At 72.3% G+C, this 26,671-nt stretch carries 22 protein-coding genes; 11 read left to right on the forward strand and 11 right to left on the reverse strand.

What is annotated here, in order from left to right:
* Position 1 precedes the first annotated feature (1 nt).
* The 4 genes from fdh to ABZV93_RS20455 are packed head-to-tail and all read left to right on the forward strand — an operon-like array spanning position 2 to position 5,998.
* Complete coding sequence (fdh, locus tag ABZV93_RS20440) at positions 2–3,322, forward strand: formate dehydrogenase (RefSeq protein ID WP_354938414.1); 3,321 nt, start codon at positions 2–4, stop codon at positions 3,320–3,322.
* Positions 3,322–4,269, forward strand: a complete 948-nt coding sequence (locus tag ABZV93_RS20445) for a 4Fe-4S dicluster domain-containing protein (RefSeq protein WP_354938417.1) — start codon at positions 3,322–3,324, stop codon at positions 4,267–4,269. The genes fdh and ABZV93_RS20445 overlap by 1 nt, the downstream gene beginning before the upstream one ends.
* The gene (gene nrfD, locus ABZV93_RS20450; protein WP_354938420.1) at positions 4,266–5,333 is read left to right on the forward strand and encodes an NrfD/PsrC family molybdoenzyme membrane anchor subunit; all 1,068 of its coding nucleotides are present in this window, start codon (positions 4,266–4,268) and stop codon (positions 5,331–5,333) included. The genes ABZV93_RS20445 and nrfD overlap by 4 nt, the downstream gene beginning before the upstream one ends.
* Positions 5,333–5,998 carry a uridine kinase gene (locus ABZV93_RS20455; protein WP_354938422.1) on the forward strand — a complete coding sequence of 222 codons (666 nt, stop codon included), beginning with the start codon at positions 5,333–5,335 and terminating at the stop codon, positions 5,996–5,998. The genes nrfD and ABZV93_RS20455 overlap by 1 nt, the downstream gene beginning before the upstream one ends.
* Before the next feature lie 45 nt (positions 5,999–6,043).
* Here the strand turns inward: ABZV93_RS20455 and ABZV93_RS20460 are convergent, their stop codons facing one another.
* The 3 genes from ABZV93_RS20460 to ABZV93_RS20470 form a co-directional block, all read right to left on the reverse strand.
* Positions 6,044–7,084 carry an MIP family channel protein gene (locus ABZV93_RS20460; RefSeq protein WP_354938425.1) on the reverse strand — a complete coding sequence of 347 codons (1,041 nt, stop codon included), beginning with the start codon at positions 7,082–7,084 and terminating at the stop codon, positions 6,044–6,046.
* A gap of 91 nt (positions 7,085–7,175) precedes the next feature.
* On the reverse strand, positions 7,176–8,354 hold the full coding sequence (locus ABZV93_RS20465) for a cytochrome P450 (RefSeq protein ID WP_354938428.1): 1,179 nt from the start codon (positions 8,352–8,354) through the stop codon (positions 7,176–7,178).
* Positions 8,351–9,034, reverse strand: a complete 684-nt coding sequence (locus ABZV93_RS20470) for a class I SAM-dependent methyltransferase (protein ID WP_354938431.1) — start codon at positions 9,032–9,034, stop codon at positions 8,351–8,353. The genes ABZV93_RS20465 and ABZV93_RS20470 overlap by 4 nt, the downstream gene beginning before the upstream one ends.
* A 251-nt stretch (positions 9,035–9,285) precedes the next feature.
* Between ABZV93_RS20470 and ABZV93_RS20475 the strand changes: the two genes are divergently transcribed.
* From ABZV93_RS20475 to ABZV93_RS20490, 4 genes are all read left to right on the forward strand, one after another.
* Positions 9,286–10,854, forward strand: coding sequence for a serine hydrolase domain-containing protein (locus ABZV93_RS20475; protein WP_354938434.1), 1,569 nt, complete (start codon positions 9,286–9,288; stop codon positions 10,852–10,854).
* On the forward strand, positions 10,851–11,393 hold the full coding sequence (locus ABZV93_RS20480; RefSeq protein ID WP_354938437.1) for a GNAT family N-acetyltransferase: 543 nt from the start codon (positions 10,851–10,853) through the stop codon (positions 11,391–11,393). Before ABZV93_RS20475 ends, ABZV93_RS20480 begins: the two co-directional genes overlap by 4 nt.
* A gap of 144 nt (positions 11,394–11,537) precedes the next feature.
* Positions 11,538–11,735, forward strand: coding sequence for a hypothetical protein (locus ABZV93_RS20485; RefSeq protein ID WP_354938440.1), 198 nt, complete (start codon positions 11,538–11,540; stop codon positions 11,733–11,735).
* A gap of 63 nt (positions 11,736–11,798) precedes the next feature.
* Positions 11,799–12,527: a GntR family transcriptional regulator gene (locus ABZV93_RS20490; RefSeq protein ID WP_354938443.1), complete on the forward strand. Its 729-nt coding sequence runs from the start codon at positions 11,799–11,801 to the stop codon at positions 12,525–12,527.
* A 13-nt stretch (positions 12,528–12,540) separates the two neighbouring features.
* Here the strand turns inward: ABZV93_RS20490 and ABZV93_RS20495 are convergent, their stop codons facing one another.
* From ABZV93_RS20495 to ABZV93_RS20505, 3 genes are read right to left on the reverse strand one after another with little or no spacing between them, the layout of a single operon-like run.
* Positions 12,541–13,497, reverse strand: a complete 957-nt coding sequence (locus ABZV93_RS20495; RefSeq protein ID WP_354938446.1) for a BadF/BadG/BcrA/BcrD ATPase family protein — start codon at positions 13,495–13,497, stop codon at positions 12,541–12,543.
* Positions 13,498–13,513: 16 nt separating this feature from the next.
* Entirely contained in the window at positions 13,514–15,220 is a 1,707-nt protein-coding gene (locus ABZV93_RS20500; RefSeq protein ID WP_354938449.1) for a DUF4127 family protein, read from the reverse strand.
* A gap of 59 nt (positions 15,221–15,279) precedes the next feature.
* A complete protein-coding gene (locus ABZV93_RS20505) occupies positions 15,280–16,038 on the reverse strand; it encodes a putative N-acetylmannosamine-6-phosphate 2-epimerase (RefSeq protein ID WP_354938452.1) in 759 nt (252 codons plus the stop codon).
* A 514-nt stretch (positions 16,039–16,552) separates the two neighbouring features.
* Here ABZV93_RS20505 and ABZV93_RS20510 point away from each other — a divergent pair.
* Positions 16,553–17,569, forward strand: coding sequence for a sigma-70 family RNA polymerase sigma factor (locus ABZV93_RS20510; RefSeq protein ID WP_354938455.1), 1,017 nt, complete (start codon positions 16,553–16,555; stop codon positions 17,567–17,569).
* Here the strand turns inward: ABZV93_RS20510 and ABZV93_RS20515 are convergent.
* From ABZV93_RS20515 to ABZV93_RS20535, 5 genes are all read right to left on the reverse strand, one after another.
* Positions 17,480–17,908, reverse strand: coding sequence for an STAS domain-containing protein (locus ABZV93_RS20515; RefSeq protein WP_354938458.1), 429 nt, complete (start codon positions 17,906–17,908; stop codon positions 17,480–17,482). The genes ABZV93_RS20510 and ABZV93_RS20515 overlap by 90 nt on opposite strands.
* A 231-nt stretch (positions 17,909–18,139) precedes the next feature.
* On the reverse strand, positions 18,140–19,258 hold the full coding sequence (locus tag ABZV93_RS20520; RefSeq protein ID WP_354938461.1) for a sigma-70 family RNA polymerase sigma factor: 1,119 nt from the start codon (positions 19,256–19,258) through the stop codon (positions 18,140–18,142).
* Positions 19,259–19,272: 14 nt separating this feature from the next.
* On the reverse strand, positions 19,273–20,841 hold the full coding sequence (locus ABZV93_RS20525; protein ID WP_354938464.1) for an AAA family ATPase: 1,569 nt from the start codon (positions 20,839–20,841) through the stop codon (positions 19,273–19,275).
* A gap of 20 nt (positions 20,842–20,861) precedes the next feature.
* Positions 20,862–21,284, reverse strand: a complete 423-nt coding sequence (locus ABZV93_RS20530; RefSeq protein WP_354938467.1) for a CBS domain-containing protein — start codon at positions 21,282–21,284, stop codon at positions 20,862–20,864.
* Between the two features lie 101 nt (positions 21,285–21,385).
* Positions 21,386–22,153 carry a sigma 54 modulation/S30EA ribosomal C-terminal domain-containing protein gene (locus tag ABZV93_RS20535; protein WP_354938470.1) on the reverse strand — a complete coding sequence of 256 codons (768 nt, stop codon included), beginning with the start codon at positions 22,151–22,153 and terminating at the stop codon, positions 21,386–21,388.
* 485 nt (positions 22,154–22,638) lie between these two features.
* Here ABZV93_RS20535 and ABZV93_RS20540 point away from each other — a divergent pair, with 485 nt between their 5' ends.
* On the forward strand, positions 22,639–24,003 hold the full coding sequence (locus ABZV93_RS20540) for a phosphoribosyltransferase (RefSeq protein WP_354938473.1): 1,365 nt from the start codon (positions 22,639–22,641) through the stop codon (positions 24,001–24,003).
* A gap of 805 nt (positions 24,004–24,808) precedes the next feature.
* Positions 24,809–26,602, forward strand: a complete 1,794-nt coding sequence (locus ABZV93_RS20545) for a DUF222 domain-containing protein (protein ID WP_354938476.1) — start codon at positions 24,809–24,811, stop codon at positions 26,600–26,602.
* Positions 26,603–26,671: the final 69 nt, after the last annotated feature.

The following is a 26,671-nucleotide window of genomic DNA, read 5'->3' on the forward strand; positions in this document are numbered from 1 at the left end:
CATGGGCGTACGACAGTGGATCGAGGGCTGGCCGGTCTATCGCCAGCTCACCGGTCCGGATCCGCTCGGCCGCGGCGCCGCGGTCACCTCCGACCACACCCGCCACCTGCGGGCGCGCACCGAGCAGGCCGACAAGGTGGTCCGGTCGATCTGCCCCTACTGCGCGGTCGGCTGTGGCCAGAAGGTCTTCGTCAAGGACGGACAGGTCACCCAGATCGAGGGCGACCCCGACTCCCCCATCTCCCGCGGCCGGCTGTGCCCGAAGGGGTCTGCCAGCAAGCAGCTCGTCACCAGCCCGAGCCGGGTCACCACGGTGCTGTACCGGCGCCCGCACGGCACCGACTGGGAACGCATCCCGCTCGACCGGGCGATGGAGATGGTCGCCGACCGGGTGCTCGCCACCCGGCGCGAGACCTGGCGGGACGAGGAGAACGGCCAGGTCACCCGCCGCACCATGGGCATCGCGAGCCTGGGCGGGGCGACGCTGGACAACGAAGAGAACTACCTGATGAAGAAGCTCTACACCGCGATGGGCGCGGTGCAGATCGAGAACCAGGCCCGGATTTGACACTCCGCAACCGTTCCCGGTCTGGGAGCCAGTTTCGGTCGCGGCGGCGCCACGACGTACCAGCAGGACCTGAGCAACGCTGACTGCATCCTCATCGAGGGCTCGAACATGGCCGAGTGCCATCCGGTCGGGTTCCAGTGGGTGATGGAGGCGAAGGCCAAGGGCGCGCGGATCATCCACGTCGACCCGCGGTTCACCCGTACGAGCGCGCTCGCCGACACCCACGTGGCGCTGCGGGCCGGCTCGGACATCGCGTTCCTCGGCGGACTGATCAACTACGTGCTGAGCAACGGCCTGGAGTTCCGGGAGTACGTCACCGCCTACACCAACGCGGGCGCGATCCTGCGCGAGGACTTCCGCGACACCGAGGACCTCGACGGCCTGTTCTCCGGCTTCGATCCGGAGAACCTCTCCTACGACGCCGAGTCCTGGATGTACGAGGGGACCGACACCGCGCCGGCGGCGGGCGAGCGGGACCAGTCCGGCGAGGACTCCGGCGACGGCGACGGCGAGGGTTCGGGCAGCGAGGGCGACGCCGGCACCGAGCACGGCGGGCGGCGGCACCGGGAGACGGCCCGCGCCGACACCTACGGCAGCGGTGGCGCGCCCCTGCGGGCCAAGCCGCGGATCGACCCCACCCTCCAGCACGAGCGCTGCGTCTTCCAGGTGCTGAAGCGGCACTTCGCCCGCTACACCCCGGAGGTCGTGGAGGAGACCTGTGGCATCCCGGTCGAGCAGTTCCTCGACGTCGCCCGGGCGGTGACGGAGAACAGCGGCCGCGAGCGCACCACCGCGATCGTCTACTCCGTCGGCTGGACCCAGCACACGGTCGGGGTGCAGTACATCCGTACCGCCTCGATCCTGCAGACCCTGCTGGGCAACATAGGACGTCCCGGCGGCGGCATCATGGCGCTGCGCGGCCACGCCAGCATCCAGGGGTCCACCGACATCCCGACGTTGTTCAACCTGCTGCCGGGCTACCTCCCGATGCCGCACGCGCACCAGCACCAGGACCTCGACGCCTACGTCGCCTCCGACGCGGGCCAGACCGGGTTCTGGGGCAACATGCGCAGCTACGCCGTCAGCCTGCTGAAGGCCTGGTGGGGTGACGCGGCCCGGCCGGACAACGACTTCTGCTTCGACTACATGCCGCGGATCACCGGCGAGCACGGCACCTACCGAACGGTGATGGAGCAGATCGCCGGCAACTGCAAGGGCTACTTCCTGGCCGGGGAGAACCCGGCCGTCGGCTCGGCCAACGCCAAGCTGCAGCGGCTCGGCCTGGCCAACCTCGACTGGCTGGTGGTCCGCGACCTGCAGATGATCGAGAGCGCGACGTTCTGGAAGAACGGGCCGGAGATCGAGACCGGCGAGCTCGCCACCGAGGAGATCGGCACCGAGATCTTTTTCTTCCCGGCCGCCGCGCACACCGAGAAGGACGGCAGCTTCACCAACACCCAGCGGCTGCTGCAGTGGCACCACAAGGCGGTCGAGCCGCCGGACGACGCGCGCAGCGACCTGTGGTTCTACTACCACCTGGGCCGGTTGATGCGGGAGAAGCTGGCCGGCTCCACCGACGAACGCGACCGGCCGCTGCTGGACCTGACCTGGGACTACCCGACCGAGGGCCCGTCCGCGGACCCGTCGGCGGCGGCCGTGCTCCGCGAGATCAACGGCGTCGGACCCGACGGCGCGCTGTCGGCGTACACCGAACTCACCGACGACGGCTCCACCGCCTGCGGGTGCTGGATCTACTGCGGTGTCTACGCCGGCGAGCACAACCACGCCGCGGACCGTAAGCCGGGGCGGGAACAGAGCCTGGTGGCGCCGCAGTGGGCGTGGGCGTGGCCGGCGAACCGCCGGATCCTGTACAACCGCGCCTCCGCCGACCCCGACGGCCGGCCGTGGAGCGAGCGCAAGAAGTACGTCTGGTGGGACACCGAGCAGGAACGCTGGACCGGCGAGGACGTGCCCGACTTCGAGCCCACGAAGCGGCCCGACTACGTCCCGCCCGAAGGCGCCCGCGCCGAGGACGCACTGGCCGGCGGCGACCCGTTCATCATGCAGGCCGACGGCAAGGCGTGGCTGTTCGCGCCCGCCGGGCTCACCGACGGCCCGCTGCCGGCGCACTACGAGCCGGAGGAGTCGCCGGTCGCCAACCCGCTGTACGGCCAGCAGGCCAATCCGGTCCGGCAGCGCTACCCGCGCCGGTACAACCGCTACGGCCCGAGCGACTCCGAGCCCGGCTCGGCGGTGTTCCCGTACGTCTTCACGACGTACCGGCTCACCGAGCACCACACCGCCGGCGGGATGAGCCGCACCCTGCCCTACCTGTCCGAGCTGCAGCCGGAGTTCTTCTGCGAGGTGTCGCCGGAGCTGGCGCAGGAGCGGGGGCTCACTCACATGGGCTGGGCGACGATCATCTCCGCCCGGACGGCGATCGAGGCGAGGGTGCTGGTCACCCCGCGGATGAAGCCGCTGCGGATGCGGCGCCGCACCGTCCACCAGGTCGGCCTGCCCTACCACTGGGGACCGAACGGGCTCAGTGTCGGCGACGCGGCCAACGAACTGCTGTCGGTCGTCCTCGACCCCAACGTCCACATCCAGGAGGCCAAGGCCGCGACCTGCGACATCCAGCCCGGTCGCCGGCCGCGAGGTCGTGACCTGCTGGCGATGATGGACCGCTACCAACTGCGGGCGGGCCTTCCGGCCGACACCCCGGCACTCGACGCCCCGACAGGAGAGCCGACCTGATGAGCAACCGCCTGGCGGGACCCCTCGCCGACCCGGCCGCCGACGCGGGGCACCCGGACGACCATCCGCAGCGGGTGGGCTTCTTCACCGACACCTCGGTGTGCATCGGCTGCAAGGCCTGCGAGGTCGCCTGCAAGGAGTGGAACGCCCTGCCGGAGGACGGCCTGAACTTCCTCGGCCAGTCCTACGACAACACCGGCGCGCTCGGGGCGAGCACCTGGCGGCACGTCGCGTTCGTCGAGCAGCAGGCACCGGCTGCCCGGCCGGCGGTCGATCTCGGGATGCCCGGCATGGGTACGCCGGCCCAGCTCGACCCGGCCACCGCGCGCACCGTCGGCGAGGACGGGCCCGACAGCGGAGCCGGCGCTGAGGACGCCGGCGCCCTGCGGTGGCTGATGTCCAGCGACGTCTGCAAGCACTGCACGCACGCGGCCTGCCTGGACGTCTGCCCGACAGGCGCGTTGTTCCGGACCGAGTTCGGCACCGTGGTCGTGCAGGACGACGTGTGCAACGGCTGCGGCTACTGCGTCTCGGCCTGCCCGTACGGCGTCATCGACATCCGCCCCGACAACGGCGGCGCGTTCAAGTGCACGATGTGCTACGACCGGCTCGGCGACGGGCTGGAGCCGGCGTGCGCGAAGGCGTGCCCCACCAAGTCGATCCAGTTCGGCCCACTGGACGAGCTGCGGGAGCGGGCCCGCGAGCGGGTGGCGACGTTGCAGGAGGCCGGGGTCGACACCGCCCGGCTGTACGGCGCGGACCCCGACGACGGCGTGGGCGGCGACGGCGCGTTCTTCCTGCTGCTGGACGAGCCGGAGGTGTACGGCCTGCCGCCGGACCCGGTGGTGACCACCCGCGACCTGCCGGCGATGTGGCGGCAGGCGGGCCTCGCGGCGGCCACCGTCGCGGTCGCGGTCGCGGCGTCCTTCCTGGGCAGGCGCCGGTGAGCACCCGCGAGGAACTCCAGGTACCGAAGGCGGAGTTTCGCTCCTACTACGGTCGGCCGATCCTCAAGGAGCCGACCTGGAAGGTGCCCGACGTACCTCTCTATCTCTTCCTCGGCGGCATGGCCGGCTCGTCGGCGACGATGGCCGCGCTCGCCGACCTCACCGGGAACCCCGGCCTGGCCCGCACCGGCCGGTATGCCGCGGCGCTCGGGTCGACCGCCAGCGTGGTGGCGCTGGTGCACGACCTGCACCGGCCGACCAGGTTCCTGAACATGCTGCGGGTGTTCAAGCCGACCTCGCCGCTATCGGTGGGTTCGTGGATCCTGGCGCCGTTCTCCGGTGCGGCGAGCGCCTCGGCCGTGTCCGCGCTGACCGGGATCCTGCCGGCCTGGGGACGGGCGGCCGGTGTCGCCTCCGGCGTCCTCGGCCCGGCGCTGTCCACCTACACCGCGGTGCTGCTGGCCGACACCGCGATCCCGGCGTGGCACGAATACCACCGCGAGCTGCCGTTCGTGTTCGGCGGAAGCGCCCTGGCCAGCGGGGCCGGTGCCGCACTGCTGGCCGCGCCGCCTGCCGAGGTGGAGCCGGCCCGCCGGATGGCGGTGCTCGGCGCCGGGATCGAACTCGCCGCCGCCACCCGGATCGAACGGACCGGCGGCATCGTCGGTGAGCCCTACCGCACCGGTCGCCCGCGCCGGCTGATGGCCGCCGGACGGATCCTCACCGGTCTGGGCGCCGGGCTGGCCGTGGCCGGGCGCCGCAGCCGGTGGGTGTCGGACCGGAACAGCCGGCTGCTGTCCGCGGCGGCCGGTGTCTCGCTGCTCGCCGGCGGGGTGTGCACGCGCTTCGGCGTGTTCTACGCCGGCCGGGTGTCCGCGGCCGACCCCAAGTACGTCGTCGTCCCTCAGCGGGAGAGGGTCGCCGCCCAGACCGGCGGCGCGGGCGACGTGTCCGCCCTCGCCCCCGACGAGGGCTCGGCGACGGCGAAGACCGGCGGCGCCACCGGCCCCGGTTCCCCGCCGAGTCCCGGTTCCCCGCCGAGCCCCGGCTCGCCACCCGCGTGATGCGGGTCCGCGCGATCAGTCCCGCCCTGCTGGTCACCGAACTCGCCGACACCATCGCCCGCCTGCCGACCAGCTCGGATATCGACGCCGGCGCCGAAACCGGCGCCTGGACCCGGGTGGCCGTCGACGGTGCGCCCGCGACGAACCCGGACCGGTGGGCCGACGCGCTGATCGAGCCGCTGCGCGAGCGCGGCCGGGCCGTGGTGCGGGTCCGCGCTGACGACTACCTTCGCCCGGCGTCGCTGCGGCTGGAACGCGGCCGGGAGGACCCGGACGTGTTGTACGAGGACTGGCTGGACGACGCCGGCCTGGTCCGCGAGGTGCTCGAACCCCTCGATCCCGGCGGCACCGGCCGGGTGCTGCCGGCGTTGTGGAACGCGCGGACCGACCGGGCGCACCGCGCCGACTATGTGACCGTCGCGCCCGGCGGGCTGCTCGTGCTCAGCGGCTCGCTGTTGCTCGGGCGCTGGCTGCCGATCGACTTCGTCGTCCACCTGGAGCTGTCGCCGGCCGCGCTGGCCCGGCAGACCCCGGCCGAGCAGCAGTGGATGCTGCCCGCGTACGACCGGTACGCCGCGGAGGCCGAACCCACCCAGGCGGCCCAGGTGGTGGTCCGGCTGGACAACCCCGAACGCCCTGCTGTGGTGGAGCACTCGGCCGACTGAGCCGACCGGCCCACCCCGACCGGACCAGACCTGTGATCGCACGCGCTAGGGGCCCTCACCGCGGGGACCTCGAGGCCCCTCGTCGGACGGCCCCCGGTCGGTGCGGCCGCGCTCCTCGCCGAACCCGCCGTCGCCGAACCCGCCTTCTTCGGCCGCGCCCTCACCGGCCCGCCCGGCCGGCGGCGCCTCCGCCTGCGCCCGCCGCGCCGCCAGTACGTCGCCGATGAAGTAGTCGTACACGAACACGCCGATCACACCGCCGACGAACGGCCCGACGATCGGTATCCAGAAGTACCAGCTGAACGCCCCGGGTACCGAGCCGGGCAAGGCCACCTCACCCCAGCCGGCGATCCAGGCGAGGACGCGCGGCCCGAAGTCGCGCGCCGGGTTGATGGCGTACCCCGCGTTCACACCGAACGACAGGCCGATCGCGCCCACCACCAGGCCGGTGACCAGCGGCCCCATGTTGCCCGCGGGGGCCATGTTGCGCTTGTCGATGACCGCCACGATCAGCAGCAGGAGCAGGGCGGTGCCGACTATCTGGTCGACGAGCGGTCCGACCCAGCTGCCGTGGAAGTACGGCGCGGGGAAGGTGGCGAAGATGGAGAACGTCGGCAGCGCGTGGCCGGAGCTCTTCGGCGTGTGGGCCGCCGCGTTGTAGGAGTTGATCGCCGACTGGTACACCGCGTACACCACCGCGGCCCCGACGAACGCCCCCGCCACCTGCGCCCCGATGTAGGGGCCCACCTTGTTCCACGGGAACTGCCTCCGCACGGCGAATGCCAGGGTCACCGCGGGGTTGATGTGCGCGCCGCTGATCCCGCCCGCGACGTACACCGCGAACATCACCGCGAAGGCCCAGCCGAAGACGACCAGCAGCCAGTCGCCGACGCCGACGAACGACGTCACGGACGTGGCCGTACGCCCCGACCCGGGCAGACCGGCGACCGCCGTCGCGACCGCGCCGTCGCCGAACATGATGAGGATGAAGGTGCCCAGGAACTCGGCGAGGACCTCTCCCCACGTACCGCCGACGCGCTTCAGCCCGCGTGGGCCCCGCCGCAACGCGGGGATCTCTTCGCTCACCCCTCGCCCCTCTCCCCCGTGGACGCTCTCCCTCCTGTCTTGCCTCACGCTGAGGTACTTAACCTCTCATTTGGGTCACCGGCGCCATCTGTCACCAGCGGACCGGGAGTTCCGCCCACCCGCCGGTGAGCAGGTGGCTGCGCGGACGCAACTGATCCGGCGGTACGGCCAGCCGCAGCTCCGGGAACCGCGTGAACAGCGTCTCGAACAGCGCCGTCAGCTCGATCCGGGCCAGCGGCGCGCCCACGCAGAACCGCGGTCCGTGGCCGAACGTCACGTGCGGGTTGTCGGTCCGGCGTACGTCGAAGTCCGCCGGCTCGGGGAACCGCTCGACGTCCTGGTTGGCGTCGCGCAGGTCCAGCACCACCAGGTCCCCCGCCGCGATCGTGACGTCACCCACCTCGATGTCGGCGTTGGCGTACCGCGGCAGGCCGGCCGCACCCTCCTGCTCCGCGCCGGGGTTGGGCAGCCCGAACCGCAGGATCTCCTCCACCACCCGGGACACCGCCTCCGGTCCGCGTTTCAGTTCGGCGATCTGCTCGGGGTGGGCGAGCATCAGGACGACGCCGGAGTCGATCGCGGTGACCGTCGTCTCGTGGCCGGCGAAGAGCAGGCCGGCGCCGAGCTGCGCCGCGCTGTCGGTGTCGTACGCCGGCCGCCCGTCCACCTGCGCGGTCACCAGGTCGGTGATGACGTCCTCGGCGGGTTCGGCCCGGCGGCGTTCGACCAGCTCGCGCATGTACGCGTGCAGGGCGCCCATCGCGGCCGCGGACCGCTGTCCGTCGGTCATGTCGCCGACGTCGTCGGACCAGCGCCGGAAGTCCTCCCGGTCCGCGTACGGAACGCCGAGCAGCTCGCAGATCACCAGCGCCGGAAGGGGGAACGAGATCGCGTCGTGGAAGTCGGCCGGCTGCGGCCGGGCGGCGAGGTCGTCGAGGAGTTCGGCCACCACGGCCTCCACCCGCGGCCGGAGCAGCGCCAGCCGGCGGGCCGAGAACGACTTCGCCAGCAGCCGGCGCATCTGCCGGTGCTCGGCCACCTCGGTCGGCCGGGCCTGCTCGGGACCGAGGACCTGCGCGTCGGAGAAGCGGGCCGCCCGCTCCGGCTCGGGGTGGGAACGGCCGAGGCGCGGGTCGGCGAGCAGCCGCTTCACCGTGTCGTAGCCGGTGACCAGCCAGGCCGGGTCCCCGGCCGGAGTGGTCACCTTGCGCACGTCGGGCGTCGTCGGGGTCGCCGGGGTGGTCGGCGTCGTCGGCGTCGTGGGAGTCATCGCGGTCCTCCGGTTCGGGTGGCGGTGCCGAGGATGTGCGGGCTGGAGGGAGAGGGCAGCGGCCCGTCGGGAAACCGGAACCGCTCCAGGTGGTTCACGGCGAACCCGGCCGACTCGATGCCGGTGAGGGTGTCGCGGGACAGGTGGCAGCCGCCGACCAGCGCGGGCCACACCGTCAGGTCGAGGACACGCTGCAGGCCACGCAGCGCACGGTGGTCGGCCCGGACGTGTTCGAGGAAGCGGAGCTGGCCGCCCGGGCGGATCACCCGGTGCAGCTCCGCCAGCGCGGCCCGCTGGTCGGGTACGGAACACAACACCAGGCAGACGACCGCGGCGTCGAAGGCCCCGTCCGCGCCCGGAACGTGCTCGGCGGTGCCGTCCACCAGCGCCACCGGCACCGGCGCGTGGGCGGCGTTGCGGACGGCGTACCGGAGCAGGCTCGGCTCGGGTTCGACCGCGAGCACCCCGGCGACGCCGGCCGGGTAGTGGGCGAAGTTCAGGCCGCTGCCGGAGCCGATCTCGACCACCCGTCCGGTCAGCCCGGCGAGCAGCCGACGGCGACGCCCCGCCAGTCCGGCGAGGTCCATCGCCGGCGCCAGCCGCGCGTACACCCGGGCGAACAGCGGATGCCGGGCCAGTCGCCCGGTCCGCCGCTGCCGCCACTTCGGTAGCGCCCCCATCGCTGTCCACTATGGCGCAGTCACGCTCCGCCGTAACCCCCGCGAGTGATCATGACTGGCCCCCGGGGCGGAAGGTCACGAAATTTCGGGCTCGGGAGAAACAGCGCGCATAGGATCGGCGTTCGTCCGGCAGGTCCGGCTCGGTCAGGTGATTGGTCCCGGCAACGGGATCGGCAACAAGATCGGTAACGGGATCGGCAATTGTCCCGGCAAAGCTCTCGCAACGGTCTCGGCAAGGGGAGGTGCGGCCGATGCGGCGAACCACAGGCACCCGTGCGGTGCTCGTGTTCGCGGCCCTCGCGATCCTCGCCGCGCTGCTCACGCTCGCCGCCCTGGTCGTCGTCGCCGGGGCCACCTCCCGGCCCGCGTCCGCCGCGTCCGCGCCACCCGCCGCGTCCGCGCCCGACTTCGCCGCGATCGACCGGTTCGTGAGCGACCAACTCGCCGCGCAGGTCGTCCCCGGCGCCGCCCTGGTCGTCACCCACGGAGCAGAGGTCGTGCACGTACGCGGCTTCGGCCACACCTCGGCCGGTACGCCGGTGAGCCCGCGCACGCAGTTCCGGCTCGGCTCGGTGAGCAAGTCGTTCACCGCGACGGCAGTCCTGCAGCTGGTCGACGCGGGCCGGGTCCGGCTGGACGAGCCGGTCCGCACGTACGTCCCCGACTTCGCCGTCGACGACCCCCGCGGCAACCGGATCACCGTCCGCCAGCTCCTCAACCACACCAGCGGCCTGAGCGACCGGGGCTTCCCCGAGCAGAAGCTGCCCGCGCCGCACAGCCTGGCCGATCGGGTCACCAGCCTGCACACGGCGAAGCTGGTCAGCGCGCCGGGCACGCGGTTCCAGTACTTCAACCCCAACTACGACGTCGCGGCCAGGGTGGTCGAGGTGGTGAGCGGGAAGCCGTTCGCGACCTATCTGCGGGAGAAGGTCTTCGCACCCCTGCGGATGAACGACACCCTGCTCGCGTACACCAAACTGATCCCGTCGACCGCGCCGCGACTGTCCCGCGGCTACGCCCTCGTCCTCACCCGCCCGGTCGCGCGGCCCGAGCCCGACGGCTTTCTCGGCGGAGACGGCGCGGTGATGTCCACCGCCGCCGACCTCGGCCACTGGCTGGCGATGCAGAACTCGAAGGGGCGGTACGCCGGACGGCAGATCGTCTCCGCGAACGGCCTGGCCACCGAGCACACGCCGCCGACCGGACCCAACGGCCCTAACGGCCCGGACGGCCACGACACCTCGTACGCGATGGGCTGGACGGTCGAGCGGCCCGAGGTCGGACAGCCCCAGCTCACCCACAACGGCGTCCTGTCGACCTACTACGCCGAGCAGGCACTGGTCCCCGGTAACGGCTACGGCGTGGCGCTGATGTTCAACACCTCCAACGGGCTCGTGCCCTACCACGCGATCACCGAGGGCGTGCTCGCCCAACTGGAGGGCCGGGAGCCGGCGGCGGTGCAGCCACCGACGCGGCTGGTCGAGTACGTCCTGGTGGCACTCACCGTGCTCATCCTGCTGGTCCGCTGCTGGGAGCTCCTGCGCGCCCGGGCCTGGGCGCGGCGCCGCCGGACGCGTTCCACGTGGCGGGTCGTCCCCGGCATGGTCTGGCTGCTGGTCCCGACCGTGCTGCTGGCCGGACTGCCCTGGCTGGTGGGCACGTTCGCCGGGCGCGTGTTCACCCGGGAGCAGCTGTTCTGGGCGATGGCGACGGTGCACGTGTTTCTCGGGGTGGCGGCGGTCAGCGGCCTGGCCCTGATCGCGGTTCGCCTGGTGGCGTTGGTCGGTACGAAGTCGGTATCCACTCCGGAGGCATCATGAGCGACGCGGCACGGCAGACTGGCACGGTGCAGCACGACCTCACCCGCCTCACCGTCCGCCCGGCACGCGCCGAGGACGACGCCGCCCTGCTCGCCATCGACGGCGCGTCCTGGACCTCGACTTCGGGTTTCCCCTCCCTGCAGGGCGAAACCCGCACGTCGTTCTTCGACGACCACAACACCCCCGACCTGCACTTGGTGGCGGTGTCGAACGGCACGCTGGCCGGATACGTCCGGATCACCCCGATGGTGCCGTTTCCCGAAGGTGCGCACGTCCTGGGGATCTACGGGTTCGCGGTCGCGCCGGCAGTGCGGGGGCAGGGAGTGGGGTCCGCACTCCTGATCGCCGCGCAGGAGTACGCCCGCGGCCGCGGCGCGCGCAAGCTCAGCTTGCGGGTGTTCGGCACCAACACGACCGCGCGACGGCTGTACGAGCGGCACGGGTTCGTGGTCGAGGGCACCCTGCGGGCGGCGTTCCTGATCGAGGGCCAGTACGTCGACGACGTATGGATGTCGAAGTTCCTCGACCCCACCGACTGATCACGACCCGATCCGGCTGCCCCGGCCGAACTCTCCCGTTTCCGTGCACGCCAGACGTTCAGCGGTGGGGCTCGCGACGTGCGATCATCGACCCCTCGTCGGCGTCGCGGGCCCTGGGCCCGCCCTGGAGTGGGAGTACAGCACATGAGGATCGTCGGGGTCATCATCGCCATCTGGCTGCTCATCGGCGTCGTCGCAGTCGCCCAGCGGGGCTACTTCGGCGGGGGCGAGCAGAACTGCGCCAAGGCCGGCACCATCGCGGTGACCGTGGTGGCCGGGCCGCTCAACTACGCGGGCGCCAACCCGAAGGTGAAGTGCGAGCTGCCGCAGCCTTCCTCCTAGGTCGGCGCGCCGCCCCCTAAGGTTTCCCTGCAGGCGAACCAACGCGGCAGGGAGGCGATCGGTGTGGCGGATGCGGAGCCCGGCGGCGGTACGGTCGCCAAGTACGCCACGGTCCGCGCGCACCTGCTCGACCTGATCCGCGACCGGCTCGAGCCGCACGAGCGGCTGCCCACCGAGCGCCAGCTGTGCGCCGACCTCGGCGTGAGCCGGCTGACCGTACGCCGGGCCGTCGAACAGCTCGTCGGCGAGGGCGTGGTCTACCGCATCCAGGGTTCGGGCACCTACGTCGCCGAGCCCGCCATCCGCAAGCGCGAACTCCTGTCCTCGTTCAGCGACGACATGCGCACCCGCGGCCTCACGCCGGGGGCACAGCTGCTGAGCGCCGAGCAGACCGTCGCCGGCGCCCGGGAGGGCTGGCGCCTCGGCGTGAGCCCGGGCGAACCACTCGTCCACCTGGTCCGGCTCCGGCTGGCCAACTCGGTGCCGATGTGCCTGGAGGACGTCTGGCTGGTGGCCGGGCTGGTTCCGGACCTGCTGGACTCGCCGGTGGAGGGTTCGCTGTACGAGACGCTGCTCAGCCGCTACCGGATCACCCTCGACCGGGCCGAGCAGGAGGTACGCGCCACCGTCGTCGACCGCGAGCAGGCCGCGCTGCTGGAGGTACCCGCGCTGACCCCCGCCCTGCTGGTGGAGCGGGTGACCTACGACGTACGCGGGCGGGCGGTCGAGCTCGCCCGGTCGCTGTACCGCGGCGACCGCTACAGCCTGGAACAGACGCTCCGCCGACAGTAGACCTGCGCGGGGCTCAGCCGTTCACGGCGAGCAGCACGGCACCGTCCAGACCCTCGCCCACGGGGTCGACCACGCGGGCCCGCGGAATCTCGGCCTGCACCCGCCGGCGCCACGGCTCCCGTACCAGGTCGGCGACGCCCATCAGCCCACCCGCCCAGGACACGGCTACGTCCGCTCCCGCTCCGTCGGGGGACGTCGCGGTCAACTCCAGGTAGCAGTCCACCGCGGCGCGGGTCGTACCCACCAGCGCGGCCACGCCGTCGCGCCAGATCCCGACCGCCACCGGGTCACCAGAGCGGGCGGCCTCGGCGACCTGCCGGCTGAACCCCGCCACGTCGGCCACCGTCCCGCCGGTCCCGTAGAGCCGGCGCGGCAACCCGTCCAGCGGACCGAACCGCTCCGTTGCCGCGGCGACCAGCGCGGTCCGCGGCCCCCTGCCGTCGTACGCGGCGAGTGCGGCCCGCAGCCCGTGCCGGCCCACCGCGAAACCGCCGCCCTCGTCCCCGAGCAGGTGGCCCCAGCCGTCGACCCGCGCGGTGGCCGCCGCGCCCCCGCCGTCACCCGTCCTCGCCAGCGCCACCACGCCGGTACCCGCGACCACGACCACGCCGGGTGCCCCGCCCAGCGCGCCGAGGTGCGCCGTCACCGCGTCGTGGGCGACTCGTACCTCCACTCGTCTTCCGGCGCGCGTCCCGGCCGCGCCCAGCAGGTCCGCGACCCCCGCCTCGATCCGGCGTACCTCCTCGGGCCGGTGGTCACCGGTCAGGCCCATGCCGATCCGGTCCACCGGCCTGCGCTGGTCCGCGGGCAGCCGGTCCCAGGCCTGCTTCACCAGCGCGAGTACGGTCGCCGCCGGGTCGCCCGCGTCGTAGTCGAACCCGCCGGCCGTCGCCGTCGCCGTACTCCCGTCAGGCCCCACCACCCGCAGTCGCAGACCGGTCTGCCCGCCGTCGACCGCCGCGATCCTCACGCCGCCTCTCCCCCGTTCATGCACGGGGCACCAGGTCGAAGTCGATCTCGAAGGTCCGCCCCCACGGCAGCCGCGGCGCACTGATCAGCCAGCGGCGCGCGTCGGCCCCACCCAGCTCCTCGGCCACCTCCGGCAGCCGCTTCGCGCAGCGTTCCAGGTAGCTCTCGACGTCGGCAGGGTCGGCGAATGGGACGGACATGTGGTCACCGTACGGCTGCTCCTGCGCCAGCTCGCCGCGTACCACCGCCTGGTACGCGTAGTCCTCCACGATCCGGTGCCACCGCAGCCGGCTCTGCGCGGTCTCGTCGACGCCGCCGCGCCGGTGCCCGACGACGTGCGCGACCAGCGCGGCCACCACCGACCCGACCGTGTTGCCGGCGGTGTTCCAGCCGCCGTACGCCGTGATCCGGTCCAGTACGCCGCGCTCGGCGAGCGCGCGGACCAGCCCGGGGTCGGCCCCGTTGACGTACCGGACGTCGGCCACGCCGACGCTGCGGCCGGCCTCCACCAGTTCGGCCACCCGGTCCACCACGGCCTGCACGACCTTCCGGTCGGTGGCCTCGCCGGCACGTGTCCGGTCGCCGCGGTGCGGGTCCGGCGCGTGCACCACGATCACCGCGTCCGCAACGGCCCGCTCCCCGGATTCCGCCCCGCCCGGCACCGTCCCGCTCGGCTCGCCTCCATCCGGCGCACCACCCAGCCGGCCACCACCCGGCACCACCTCGGCACCGGCGGCGGAGATCTGCCGGGCGACGCCGGCGGCGACGGGCACGTTCTCGTACGGCGCGATCCGGTCCGCGCCGCCCTCCTCGCAGATCTCGATCGCGATCCGCACCGCCTCGTCGTGCACGGGCTCTTCCTGCGCCGCCTCCTCCCGCACTGGCTCCTCCTGTGCAGCCTGCCCGGCCTGTCCCGACTGCCCGTCCTCGGCGGAGGACAACTCCACCGCGTCGCGCGAACCCTCCTTGCCGGCGGGACCGTCGGCGAGAGCGCGGGCCACGAGCACCGACCCCACCTCGTCCGCGCCCGGATACATCAGCACCCGGGTGTCCAGCCCGGTCGCCGACACCCAGTGCCTCAGCCAGACCTGCTCCAGCGAGCCCGCCGCCCGCGGCGCGGTGTCGTCGGCGGTGACCAGCAGGGTGTCCAAGGTTCCCCGCCCGGCCAGGCCGAGGGCGAACAGGTCGACGGTGTGGTTGCGCAGTCGCCGCAACCAGAAGTCGGCCTGTACGTCGGCCGGCACCGCCGCGGTCAGCCGCTCACGTTCGTGGGACTCGCCGAGGAACTCCCGGTGCAGCGCGCCACCCAGATCGTGCAGCTCGACACCGTGCTGGGACCAGTACTCCGGCTCCTCGGCTGGGCTGTACGAACGCGACGCGCGCATCACCGTCGTCACCGCGGTGATCGGCAGCCGTGGCCGGCTCGGCCGGATCCGTTCCAGGACCGCCAGTCGCTCCACCACCACGGACGCCGCGTCCAGCGTCGTCCGCGAACCGATCAGCCCGCCGTACCCCAGCATGTCCAGCGACACCACGAGCGCGTCGGCCTCGCCGGCCACCTCCGCCAGCCAGCCGGTGAGTTCGTCGGCGCGTCCGGGCGTCCGCATCCGCGGCAGCAGTTCCGCGGGCGGCGTGAGGACCTCGACGCCGGCGATCGCCGCGATGTGCGCGGGCAGGGTCGCGTTGACAGGTCGTTCGTCCAGGGGCAACAACGCGATGCGCACGGGAATCCCTTCCAGGGTTGGTCTGTGCTGACACTGTTTGTGAGCAGGTGCGGTTGCACTCACTCACGAGGTACGCGGTTCGGCTCCACGCCGCGCCTGGTGCGTGGCACGCCGGCGGCGTACCTGCGGGTCAGCGAGATCGGGTCGGTGATCGCCGTACCCACCACCACCGTCCACGCGCCCGCCTCGAACGCCGCCCGGACCTGCTCGGGCCGGTCCACCCGGCCCTCCAGGACGGCGCGCACCCCGTGGCGCGCGAGGTCGGCCACCAGGCCGAGATCGGGGCCGACGCGCGACGCCGAGGCGAGGGTGTAGCCGGACAGGGTGGTGCCGACCAGATCCGCTCCGGCCGCCCACGCCGCCAGCCCCTCCTCCAGAGTCGAGACGTCGGCCATCACCGGACGGCCGAGTTCCTCGCGAACGACCCGGATCAGGTCGGCCGCCTCGTCGGCGTGGGCGCGGTTGTCCGGAACCGCCTCCAGCGCGATGATGTCCGCGCCCGCGTCCGCGAGCGCGGCGCAGTCGGCCAGCGTGGGTGTGATGAACGGACGATGCGCGCCCACCTCGACCTTGCGGATGCCGATGACGGGCAACCCGATCCGGCTGCGCACCGCGCGCACGTCCTCGGCCGACTCGACGCGTACGCCGACCGCGCCGCCCAACTCCGCACACGCGGCGAGCCGCGCGATGATCTCCGGGTCGGCCAGCGGATGTCCGGCACCTGCCTGGCACGACACCACCAGCCCGCCCTCGAGTGCCTGCACCGCCGCACTCGCTGCCGCACTCGGCGCCGCACTGCTCTCCGGGCTGGTCGCCATCCGCGCTCCGTTCACTCGTCGTCGGCTCGAACCGCTCGTCCGCTCGCAAGGCGTTCGCCGGCTTGTCGTTCGCTTGTCCTGCATCCTCGGCCGTCAGACAAAGGACAGTACCAATGCCCGCCGCAGTCAATGCCGCACGTCTCACCGATCACTCGGCCAGTCCAGGCCGGGCAGCACCTGCGCTCCGCAATTGATCCGGACCTTTGCCGACGTCGACCGAACCTCCGCGTGGGACGCGCCGCCGCACCGTGGGCGACGTTCGGCCTCCCGCGGGCGCGCGACCGGCGCCTTTCTCCATGACTGCGCAGCGTCACTTCGTCCCCGGTATCGCGATCAGCGTGCCCGAGTAGGTGCAGTCTGTCGGACCCGGCCGTTACGATGCCCAGACGTTCGCGTCGGAGGGTACGTGCCCGATGTCGGCGCGGAGCGAGGCTGCTGATCGACGCTGGTCGACTCTGGTCGAGGGTGATCGACGCGGCCGGGGATCGACGCTGATCGACAGGAGTGCGTTCCGATGACCGAGGCCGCAACCGATGTGACCGCGACCGACGTACGCGACGTGCCGCGTAACGCCGCCGAGTTGGAGGCGAGTCTCGCGCGCCATCGGACGGAGCTGACCGGCTACTGCTACCGCATGCTCGGCTCGGGGTTCGAGGCCGAGGACGCCGTGCAGGAGACGCTGGTCCGGGCCTGGCGGGCGTTCGACCGTTTCGAGGGCCGAGCGGCGTTCCGGTCCTGGCTCTACCGCATCGCCACCAACGTCTGCCTCGACCTGCTGAACGGCCGCAACCGCCGCGCCCGGCCGATGGACCTCCAGGCGGCCTCGACCGCGTCCGCGCCGCTTCCGGGTGCACTGCCCGAGGTGACCTGGCTGGAGCCGATCCCCGACGGGCGAGTGGTGCCCGAGGACGCCGACCCCGCCGAGGTGGCCACCCGCCGGGAGACCGTCCGGCTCGCGTTCATGTCCGCGTTGCAGCACCTGCCTCCCCGCCAGCGGTCCGTGCTGATCCTGCGCGAGGTGCTGGAGTGGCACGCCAGCGAGGTCGCCGAACTGCTCGGCACCACGGTCGCGTCCGTCAACAGCGCCCTTCAGCGCGCTCGAGCCACGTTGGCGGCCGCCAACGTCACCGAGTCCGACGTGTACGCACCGCTGAGCGAGGAGCAGCGTGACCTGCTCAAGCGGTACGTCGACGCGTTCGAGCGGTACGACCTGGAGTCCCTGACCTCGTTGTTGCGCGACGACGCCACGCTGTCGATGCCGCCGTACGACCTGTGGCTGCGAGGGCACGCGGAGATCCAGGCCTGGATGCTCGGCACGGGTTCGGGCTGCCGGGGCTCGCGGCTGCTGCCGACAGTCGCCAACGGCTCGCCCGCCTTCGGCCAGTACCGCCCCGCCGCCGACGGTGGCTACGAGCCGTGGGCCCTGCAGGTCATCGAGATCTCAGGGGGCCAGATCGTCGGGCTGAACAACTTCCTCGACACCGACCGGTGGTTCCCGCTGTTCGGGCTGCCGCCCCGCCTCGATCCCTGACCTGCGTTCGGCCGGCTCCACGCGCATACCCGTCGGCAACGACGGCACCACGTCGGCCAGCCCGACCAGCGCGATCAGTTGCCGTAACTCGCACCCGGCATGCCGTAGCCACAGGTGGCAGCCGAGTCGGCGTGCGGTCAGCTGGAGCCGCGCCAACGCCTCCACCGCGACCGCGTCGCATTCGGTCAGCCCGGCGACGTCACAGATCACCCGCCTACCGGGTCCCTCGCCCAGCAGCTCCTCGAACCGCGCGCACAGGTCCGGAATCTCCGACCGCCCGATCGGCCCTTCCAGGAAGACCACCAGCGCACCGGCACCGCCTGCCGCGGAGTCCGGCACCGACCGGAGGTCGCTGGTGCGCCCTCGTGTTCCCCACCCGTCGTCCACGATCTCTTCGACCCGGGAACCGCCCGCAACTCATCGGTCACCCGGCTCGGATCCGCCGGGGGCAGGTACGGCTGCCCGTCGGCCCCGTCGGCCCCGTTGGCCCGTCAGCCCCGTCGGCCCCGATGGCCCGTCAGCCCCGTCAGTCCCGGCGGCCCTGGCAGCCTCGTCAGCCTCGTCAGCCCGTCAGTCCCGGCGCAGGGGCAGGCCTGCGAACGGGAACATCTTCTCGGTGTCCAGGAACGCGTTGATGGCCGTCACCGCGCCGTCGGCGACCTCGATCACCTGCAGGGCGAACGCGACATAACCACCGGCAGGGTCCGGACGGTACTGACCGAACGCCGGTGAGCCGTTCACGGCGACCGGGACCAGCAGGGAACCCGCGCACCCGATCCCGGGCCCGCTCATCCAGGTGACGATCTCCGCCGGACCGTGCACCCACAGGGAGTACGGCGGCATGGACAGGGTGGCGTCCTCGTGCAACAGGGCGACCAGGGCGTCCATGTCGTAGCGTTCGAAGGCGTCGACGTAACGAGCGAGCAGCTTCTGCTGGTCCTCGTCGTCCATCCGCACCGGGGCCGCGGAGCCGGCGAAGGTCACGTCGAGCTCCTCCAGGGTGGCCCGAGCGCGCTGCAGGGCGCTGTTGACCGACGCCACGCTGGTGTCGAGGAGCTCGGCGACCTCGCTCGCCCGCCAGCGCAGCACCTCCCGCAGGATCAGCACCGCGCGCTGGCGAGGCGGCAGGTGCTGCAACGCGGCCACGAACGCCAGCCGGATCGACTCGCGAGCCACGGCCACCTCGGCCGGGTCGCCCGAGCCCGGCAGCACCTGCCCGTCGACCACGGGTTGCACCCACACGGAGTCCGGGAGCGGCTCGCCGAGGGCGAAGTTGTCCGCGGTCTGTGCCGGCCCGAGATCCATCGGCCGGGCCCGTCGCTTCCGTCCCTCGAGGGCGTCGAGGCACACGTTGGTGGCGATGCGGTAGAGCCACGAGCGCAGGGAGGCTCGCCCGTCGTATCGATCGTGGTAGCGCCAGGCGCGGAGCATGGTCTCCTGCACGGCGTCCTCGGCCTCGAACGACGAGCCGAGCATGCGGTAGCAGTAGCCGGTCAGCTCGACCCGGTGCCGGTCGAGCACCTCGCCCAGCTCACCTCGCTGGCCGCTCGCCGCCAGATCGGGCGGCGCCGGAGCGCCGGCCGTACGGTCACCCGCCGCACGGTCGTCTGCCGCACGGTCACCCGCCGCACGGCCGTCTGACGTACGTCGGCTCGCCGACCCAGGACTCGTCGCCACGGAACTGGCCATGCGGGATGCTCCCCTCACGTCACCGGCACCACGTCGTCGCCGGTGGAGGAAACCGTAGGCGATCCCACCGACAACTCCGTCCCCGTCGGCTCGCGGACGGCGGCCCAGGCAGCCTCCAGCGCGTTCTCCGTGCGGCCGGCACAGTCGATCTCCACCGCCTCAGGCCACGGCGCGTACGTACGCCCCATCCGCCGCGCCACCTCCACCGTCGCCTCGGACAGGTCACCTACCCGCTCCCGGATGCGTCGCTCACCCACGTCCGCCGGCGCCACGCACCGGATCTCCGCCAGCGTGCTGGAGGTGTCCCGGGCGAGCCGTCTCGCGGCGTCGCGTTCGGCGGCGTCGCTCCAGGTGGCGTCGAGAACGACCGAATCGCCACGGGCGAGCAACCGGCGCGCGCGGGCGAGCAGTTCCCGGTACGCGGCGTGCACCCGCGCCGGGGTGTAGCGGCCGCGTTGGTATCCGCCACCGCCGGTTTCTTCGCGGGGAGTGGGCAGCCGCGCGCCCGGCTTCTCGCGGCGGATCTCGTCGGTACGCAGGACGACCGCGCCCATCCGGTCTGCCAGAGCGCCCGCGACGGTCGACTTGCCGGTACCCGGCAGGCCGCCCACCAGCACCAGCCGGACCTCTCCCGCGTGGAGGTGGTCGAGCGTCAGACCGGCCAGCTGCCGTGCCGTCGCCCGAGCCGGCGCCATCCCCTGCCGAAACCGCAGGCAGGCCACCTTCGCCCGGACGAACGCCCGGTACGCCACGTAGTGGTGGACCAGCGACGCCACCGGCAGCCCGCCGGTGAAATCGCCGTACCAGCCGAGGAAGCTCTCGGCCAGGTCGGGCGCGCCCAGGCGCTCCAGATCCATCGCCAGGAACGCCGCGTCGTCGACCCCGTCCACGTACCGCAGCGCGTCGTCGAACTCCAGGCAGTCCAGCACCCGAGGTCCGTCCGGCAGGCAGAAGATGTCGTCGGCCAGCAGGTCGCCGTGCCCGTCGACGACGAGGCCCGCCCGCGCCCGCGCGTTCAGCAGCGCACCGCGTCCGCCGACGTACCGTTCCACCAGCCGGGCGATCTCGGCCACCGTTCCGGGGTCCAGAACCTCGCCCACGAAGGGTTCGGCCCCGGCCAGGTTGTCCCGCCACCTGCGCAACAGCGCGCTGGGCCGGCCGGCGGCCGCGACCTTCGCACCGTGCGGAGCGCGGGCGTGGAAGGCCGCCAGCAGCCGGGCGAGTTCGCGCAGGTCGTGGCGTACGTCCGCACCCGCGGCGACCAGCGTGGACAGCCGGCGCGCGGACGGCATCCGGCGCATGACGAGTACCCAGTCCCGGGTCTCACCCGCGTCGTCCACGAGATGGCGAACCTCGAGGTAGACGTCCGGTGCGAGCCGCCGGTTCAGCTCCAGCTCCCGGCGGCACGCCTCCTCCCTGGCGCGCACCGTGGTGAAGTCGAGGAACCCGAGGTCGACCGGCTTCTTCACCTTGTACGCGCGGTCGCCGACGAACACCACCACCGCGGAATGACTCTCGGCCAGCGCGGCGGAGGCGAAGGCCGCACCTTCCCCGCCCGAAGCTTCGCCGGACGCTCCGGGCAATGCTCCGCCCAAGACGTCGCTCAGGTCTTCGCCGCCGAGACGACCTCGACGAAGTGCGTCACCTGGTCTTCGCTCAGATGGCGGCCGAGGTCCACCTCGCTGATCATGCCGACAAGCCGGTGGTTCTCGATCACCGGCAGGCGCCGGATGTGGTGTTCCTCCATCAGCCGGAGGACGTTGTCGATGTCGTCGTCGGCGCTCACCGTCAACGTGGATCCCTGCGCCAGTTCGCCCGCCGTCATCGACGCGGGGTCGCCACCGGCCGCCACGCACTTCACCACGATGTCCCGGTCGGTAAGAATCCCGTGCAGCCGGTCGTCGTCGCCACAGATCGGCAGCGCACCCACGTTCTGCTGGCGCATCCGGCGGGCGGCGTTCTGCAGGTTCTCGTGTTCGCCGACGCACTCCACTCCGGCGTGCATGATTTCCCGTGCGGTCGTCATCTCGAACCTCCTTGTTCGTCCGGCATCCCGAGTCCCTACGACCCTCGGCGTTCTTACATCCGCCGCGCGTACGGCCCTCCGCCGTTCGCACGACTCACCCGTCACTCCGCGCTGATCAGCCCGTAGTGGCCGTCGTATCGCCAGTACATGACCCGTCCCCGTCCACTCGCGGGGTCCAGGTAGAAGACGAACCGTTCGCCGCCCGCGTCCAGCCGTTCCCGCGCGGCCGCCTCGCTCAGGGGCGGTGGCTCCACCTCCGTCACCGCGGCGACCGCACCCCGCGCACCCCGCACGATCACGGCGTCGCGTCCGGTTTCCCGATCCGTGTACAGGTAGAAGTCGTGGTCGAGGACGTCCATCTCGTACGCCGCCTCCTCCGCCGTCAACGGCACCAGCGCGAACGTCTTGCGGCGCACGACGGTCCGGTCCTCGACCGGGCGCGGGAAGTGCGGCTCCGGGCGGCGGGGCTGGTCACCGTGCCGCCACTCGTGCTCGGCCACCTCACCGGTCCAACGGTGACGGGTGCGTTCCCGGTCCCGCAGGCGCACCAGCCTTCGACGCAGCCGGTCCTTCATCAGGTCGGCGGCCTCGAGGGCGTCGTGCCCACTGACCACGGCCCGGACGGGTACGCCGTCGACGTCCAGGCCCACCTCGAGCCGGACCGGCTGGTCCTGAGCGGGGTTCTGGGACACGACAATCACGACATGCGCGTACAGAGCACGCGCGCGGGTGGCCTCCAGGACGCTCTCGACCTTGCGGACGGCATACGCGGTGGCCTCGTCGGGTACCTCGCCGCGAACGGTCAGCTCGACCGGCGTCCCCTCCGCAGTTCCCGGTGCCGCCGTCGACCTGTGTGCTGATCTGGCCATCGGTCCCCCTCGGCTCGCGTCCGATCCCGCCCGCGTCCGGCTCGCGTCGGGCCCGCGTCCGGCTCGCGTCCAGCGTGCTGGTGGGGACCCGCATCGCCGAACCGTCTTCGGGCCCCCACCAGCACGCTCGCCGGTCCGCCGGGCGCAGGCCAGGGACGAAGGTCACCCAGCATCAATCGCGCCAACCGGCAACGGCACGAGGCGGCGGCTCGGCACGACCCCTCGGCGCGGCCCTCCGGGCATGGGCACCTCGGCGCGGGGCCGCGGGCCCTCCGGCACGGCCCTCCGGGCACGGGCCCTGGCACCTGCCCGGCACGGGCTCCCCGCGGCCCGGCGAAGCTTGTCGGCGCCTCGCCGACGGACTTTCGCCACTGTAATTTCCCGCCGTACGGGCATTGGATCGAACTCGATCCCCGATCATGGCCCGCGCCGCGGGGGGATGACCCGTTGACTTCGTGGTCGTCCCGAGGTTGAGGAGGCTGACGATGCTCTTCCGGAACCGGAAGGAGGCCGGCCGACAGCTCGCTGACCGGCTGATACCCCACAAAGCGCCCGACATGGTGGTTCTCGGGCTCCCCCGGGGCGGCGTACCGGTCGCGTTCGAGGTCGCACGGGCGCTCGACGCGCCGCTCGACGTCCTCGTCGTCCGCAAGCTCGGTGTGCCGTCCCAGCCGGAGCTCGCGATGGGCGCGATCGGCGAGGGCGGCGTGCGGTTCGTGGACGAGTCGCTGGTACGGAAGTCCGGCGTCCGGCCCGAAGAACTCCGGGCCGTGGAGAAGCGCGAACACGCCGAGCTCACCCGCCGCGCGCAGGCGTTCCGCGGCAACCGTCCGCAGACCCGGCTGGCGGGTCGCACGGTCATCGTCGTCGACGACGGGATCGCCACCGGGTCGACCGCCTGGGTCGCCTGCCAGGTGGCCCGCCAGCTCGGTGCGGCCCGCACGATACTGGCCGCCCCGGTCGCCTCGCCCCGCGCGGTCGAGTACCTGTCGATGGCCGCCGACGAAGTGGTCTGCCTTGACACCCCGGAGTCGTTCTACGCGATCGGGGAGTTCTACTCCGACTTCCGGCAGACGCCCGACAGCGAGGTCGTCGCGCTGCTGCACGAGGCCCAGGACGCAGCCGACGCAGCGCACTCGCAGCACACCGAACCCACGCAGCACGCGGAAGGCACGGAGCACGCGGAAGGCGCGGAGCGCGTGGACGAGGAGGTCACGATCCCGGCCGGTACGCAACGGCTCGCCGGTCATCTCACGCTGCCGGAGAACGCCACCGGGATGGTCGTGTTCGCCCACGGCAGTGGCAGCAGCCGGCACAGCCCGCGTAACCAGTTCGTCGCCTCCGCACTGAACGCCGCCGGCCTGGGCACGCTGTTGTTCGACCTGCTTTCCTCCGCGGAAGAAAGCGACCGCGCCAACGTCTTCGACATACCCCTGCTCGCCACGAGGCTGGTGGAAGTCACCAACTGGCTGCGCGAACACCCCGCGACGCGCGACCTGCCGATCGGCTACTTCGGCGCCAGTACCGGTGCGGCCGCGGCACTGTCCGCAGCAGCCGAGGTGGCCGACTCGACCAACGTCGCCGCGGTGGTCTCCCGTGGCGGCCGGCCCGACCTCGCCGCGTCCGACCTCGACCTCGTCCGGGCGCCGACGCTCCTGATCGTCGGCGGCCACGACCCCGTCGTCGTCGACCTCAACCTCGACGCCGCCCGCCGCCTGCACTGCGAGAAGTCCGTGCACGTCGTGCCCGGCGCCACGCACCTTTTCGAGGAACCCGGCACCCTCGAAGCCGTCGCGGACCAGGCCACCCGCTGGTTCACCAGCCACCTGCGCGCCAAGGCGTCGCACTGACCTGCCGCGATCACTGCCGCTGCCCGCTCCGGCTCAGGCGGGCGGGAGTTCCAGTGCCACCCGTGCGCCTCCGGCCGGCGACCGCCCGACCAGCAGGCGCCCGCCTGCCTCCTCCGCGTCGCGGCGGACCACGTCGAGGCCCAGCCCCGTGGAGCCGACTGCGAGTCCGGTCCGTCACCGACGCGTCGCCGACCACTCCGCTCCAGCCCGTACGGGAGGCCGGCGCGGACTGTGACCGCCACCCCGCGGATGACGAGCACGGCCGGATTTTCTTCCGCGGAAGAATCCGTCTCGGCCCGAAGCCACCGGAGGCGGCTTGCCGATGATCTCGTACCGGCGCGAGCTGCCGTGGATGGACGGCCGGCCTCCCGGATTCTTCCGCGGAAGAATCCGGGAGGCGCGTGGGCCCGCCACCTCTCGCGGCTCTTCGTGAGGAGTCTCCCGTCCCCGTCGGACTCCGGTCGGCATGTGTCCGGCCCCGTCGTACTCCGCACCGCAGCTCCGTTGTAGTCCGCACCGCATTCACTCTCGGCGCGAGGCGGCGCGGGGGTGAGACTCGCCGACCGGCCGGTTCGCCGAATCAGCGAGCCTGTCGGCGGCCAGGTCTACCATCGAACACATGAGCGATTGCACTTCCCCCACCTCGGCCTTCACCGCTGTGCCGAAGGACGCGCCCGCGTCGGCCTCCACTCCTGCGGCGCGGATCCCACACCCCGCGTCCCCTGACCAGGCCACTACAGGAGTAGGAGAGTCTCCGCCCGGCTCAGGTGGGGCCGGCTCAGGTACGCCCAGGTCGCTGGAAGGCTTGGAGGCCGAGATCTGCGACCTTGCGTCCAGGATCGCCATCGCCACCCACGAGTGGTTACGGCTGATCGTCGCCTTCGACCGGCGCGAGGGCTGGCGCACCTGCGGGTGCAGGTCGACCGCGCAGTGGCTGTCCTGGCGGTGCGGGATGAGCCTGTCCGCCGCCTACGAACACCTCCGCGTCGGCCGTGCCCTCGAAAACCTCCCGAAGGTCGCCGCGGAGTTCGCCGCCGGGCGCCTGTCCTACTCCAAGGTCCGCGCCCTGACCAGGATCGCCGACGCCGACCAACGCTCGTCCCAAGCCGATCGCCCTACCACCGGCGACAAGACCACGAATGCGGGCAAGACCAAGGGGGCGGGCACGAGCGAGACCGCGGACGAGACCGGCCGTCGAGCACAACATGCCGAACCCGAAGCGAACGGCGAGCCCGGCGCCACCACTCCAGCCAAACACCCCCCAGACACAGCAGGTACGAGCGATCAGGGACCGCAGGGACACGCAGACGCCGAGGACGACCACGGGTACGAGGACGACGAGGACGCCACGGCAGAAGACGCCGAGGCAGACGCCGAGGACGAACTGCTCAATCTCGCGCGCAGTGCCACCGCCTCCCAGCTCGACCGGATCGCCCGCGGCTGTGCGGCGGCTCGTTCCAAGGACCAGAACCTCCGCCGAGCTATGCGCCGCGGGGTCTGGTGGTACACCGACGACGACGGCTCGCTGGTCATCCGCGGAAGACTCGCCCCCGACGAAGGTGCAGTCGTCGTCGCCGCACTCGAAGCCGCACTCGACACCCTGCTCGCTCGGAAACCTGGGCCACCCGCGCCAACTACATCACCCGAGCCAGCCTCCCCTTCCGCAGAAGCGCCGGTCCAGGACCGCGACTCCGCGGGATCCGGCAACTCCACCAACCCCGCCCCGGGCGGCAGCGAACCCACGCCCCCTCCGAACTCGGATTCTTCCGCGGAAGAACCCCCGCCGGACCAGACCCCACCGAACGACCCACCACCAGACGGCACCCCGCGGGCCATCCCGCACCGCCACCGCGGGGCACTGGCCGCCGACGCCCTCGTCCTGATGGCCGAAACGCTGCTGACCAACACCCCGGCATTCCTCAACTCCGCCGACAAGTACCGCATCATCGTCCACCTGACCCCCGCAGCAGCCCCAGGCACGGCCACCGCACCGCACCACCCCGCATCCCTCGACGACGGCACCCCACTCCCACCCGAAACAACCGACCGGCTCGCCTGCGAAGCCACCGTCACCAACCTCCACCTCGGCCACGACGGACAGATCCACGGCCTGAGCGACCCCACCAGATTCCCCCGCACCGCCACCGCACGAGCCGTCCGAATCCGCGCACACCACACCTGCCAAGCCCCCAGCTGCACCACCCGCCGCGGACTCCAAATCCACCACGTACGCCACTGGAGCCACGGCGGCCCAACCAGCCTGAACAACCTCATCCTCATCTGCCGCTACCACCACTGGCTCGCCCACGAAGGCAACCACACCTTCACCGCCCACCCCGACGGGACCTTCACCTTCCACCGACCCGACGGCACCGAAATCCCCGCCACACCCCCACTACCCGGCCCCACCAAAAGACCAGCCCACACCACCACCGACCACGACCACGACCACGCGGCCCGATCCGCGCTCCACCCCTGGATCAACCCACACCAACCACTCGACCAAGACGCCCTCACCCCACCCTGGTGGTCCGGTGACCCCCTCGACCTCCACTACGCCATCAGCGTCATCCTCGACACCCAAGCCGCACCGAACTGACGCCGCCGGCCGCCTGGTCACCCGACACACCCGTCCCTACCCGCAGATTCCGACGCACCGCAGATGCCG

The organism is Actinopolymorpha sp. NPDC004070, from assembly GCF_040610475.1.
Taxonomy (GTDB): Bacteria; Actinomycetota; Actinomycetes; order Propionibacteriales; family Actinopolymorphaceae; genus Actinopolymorpha.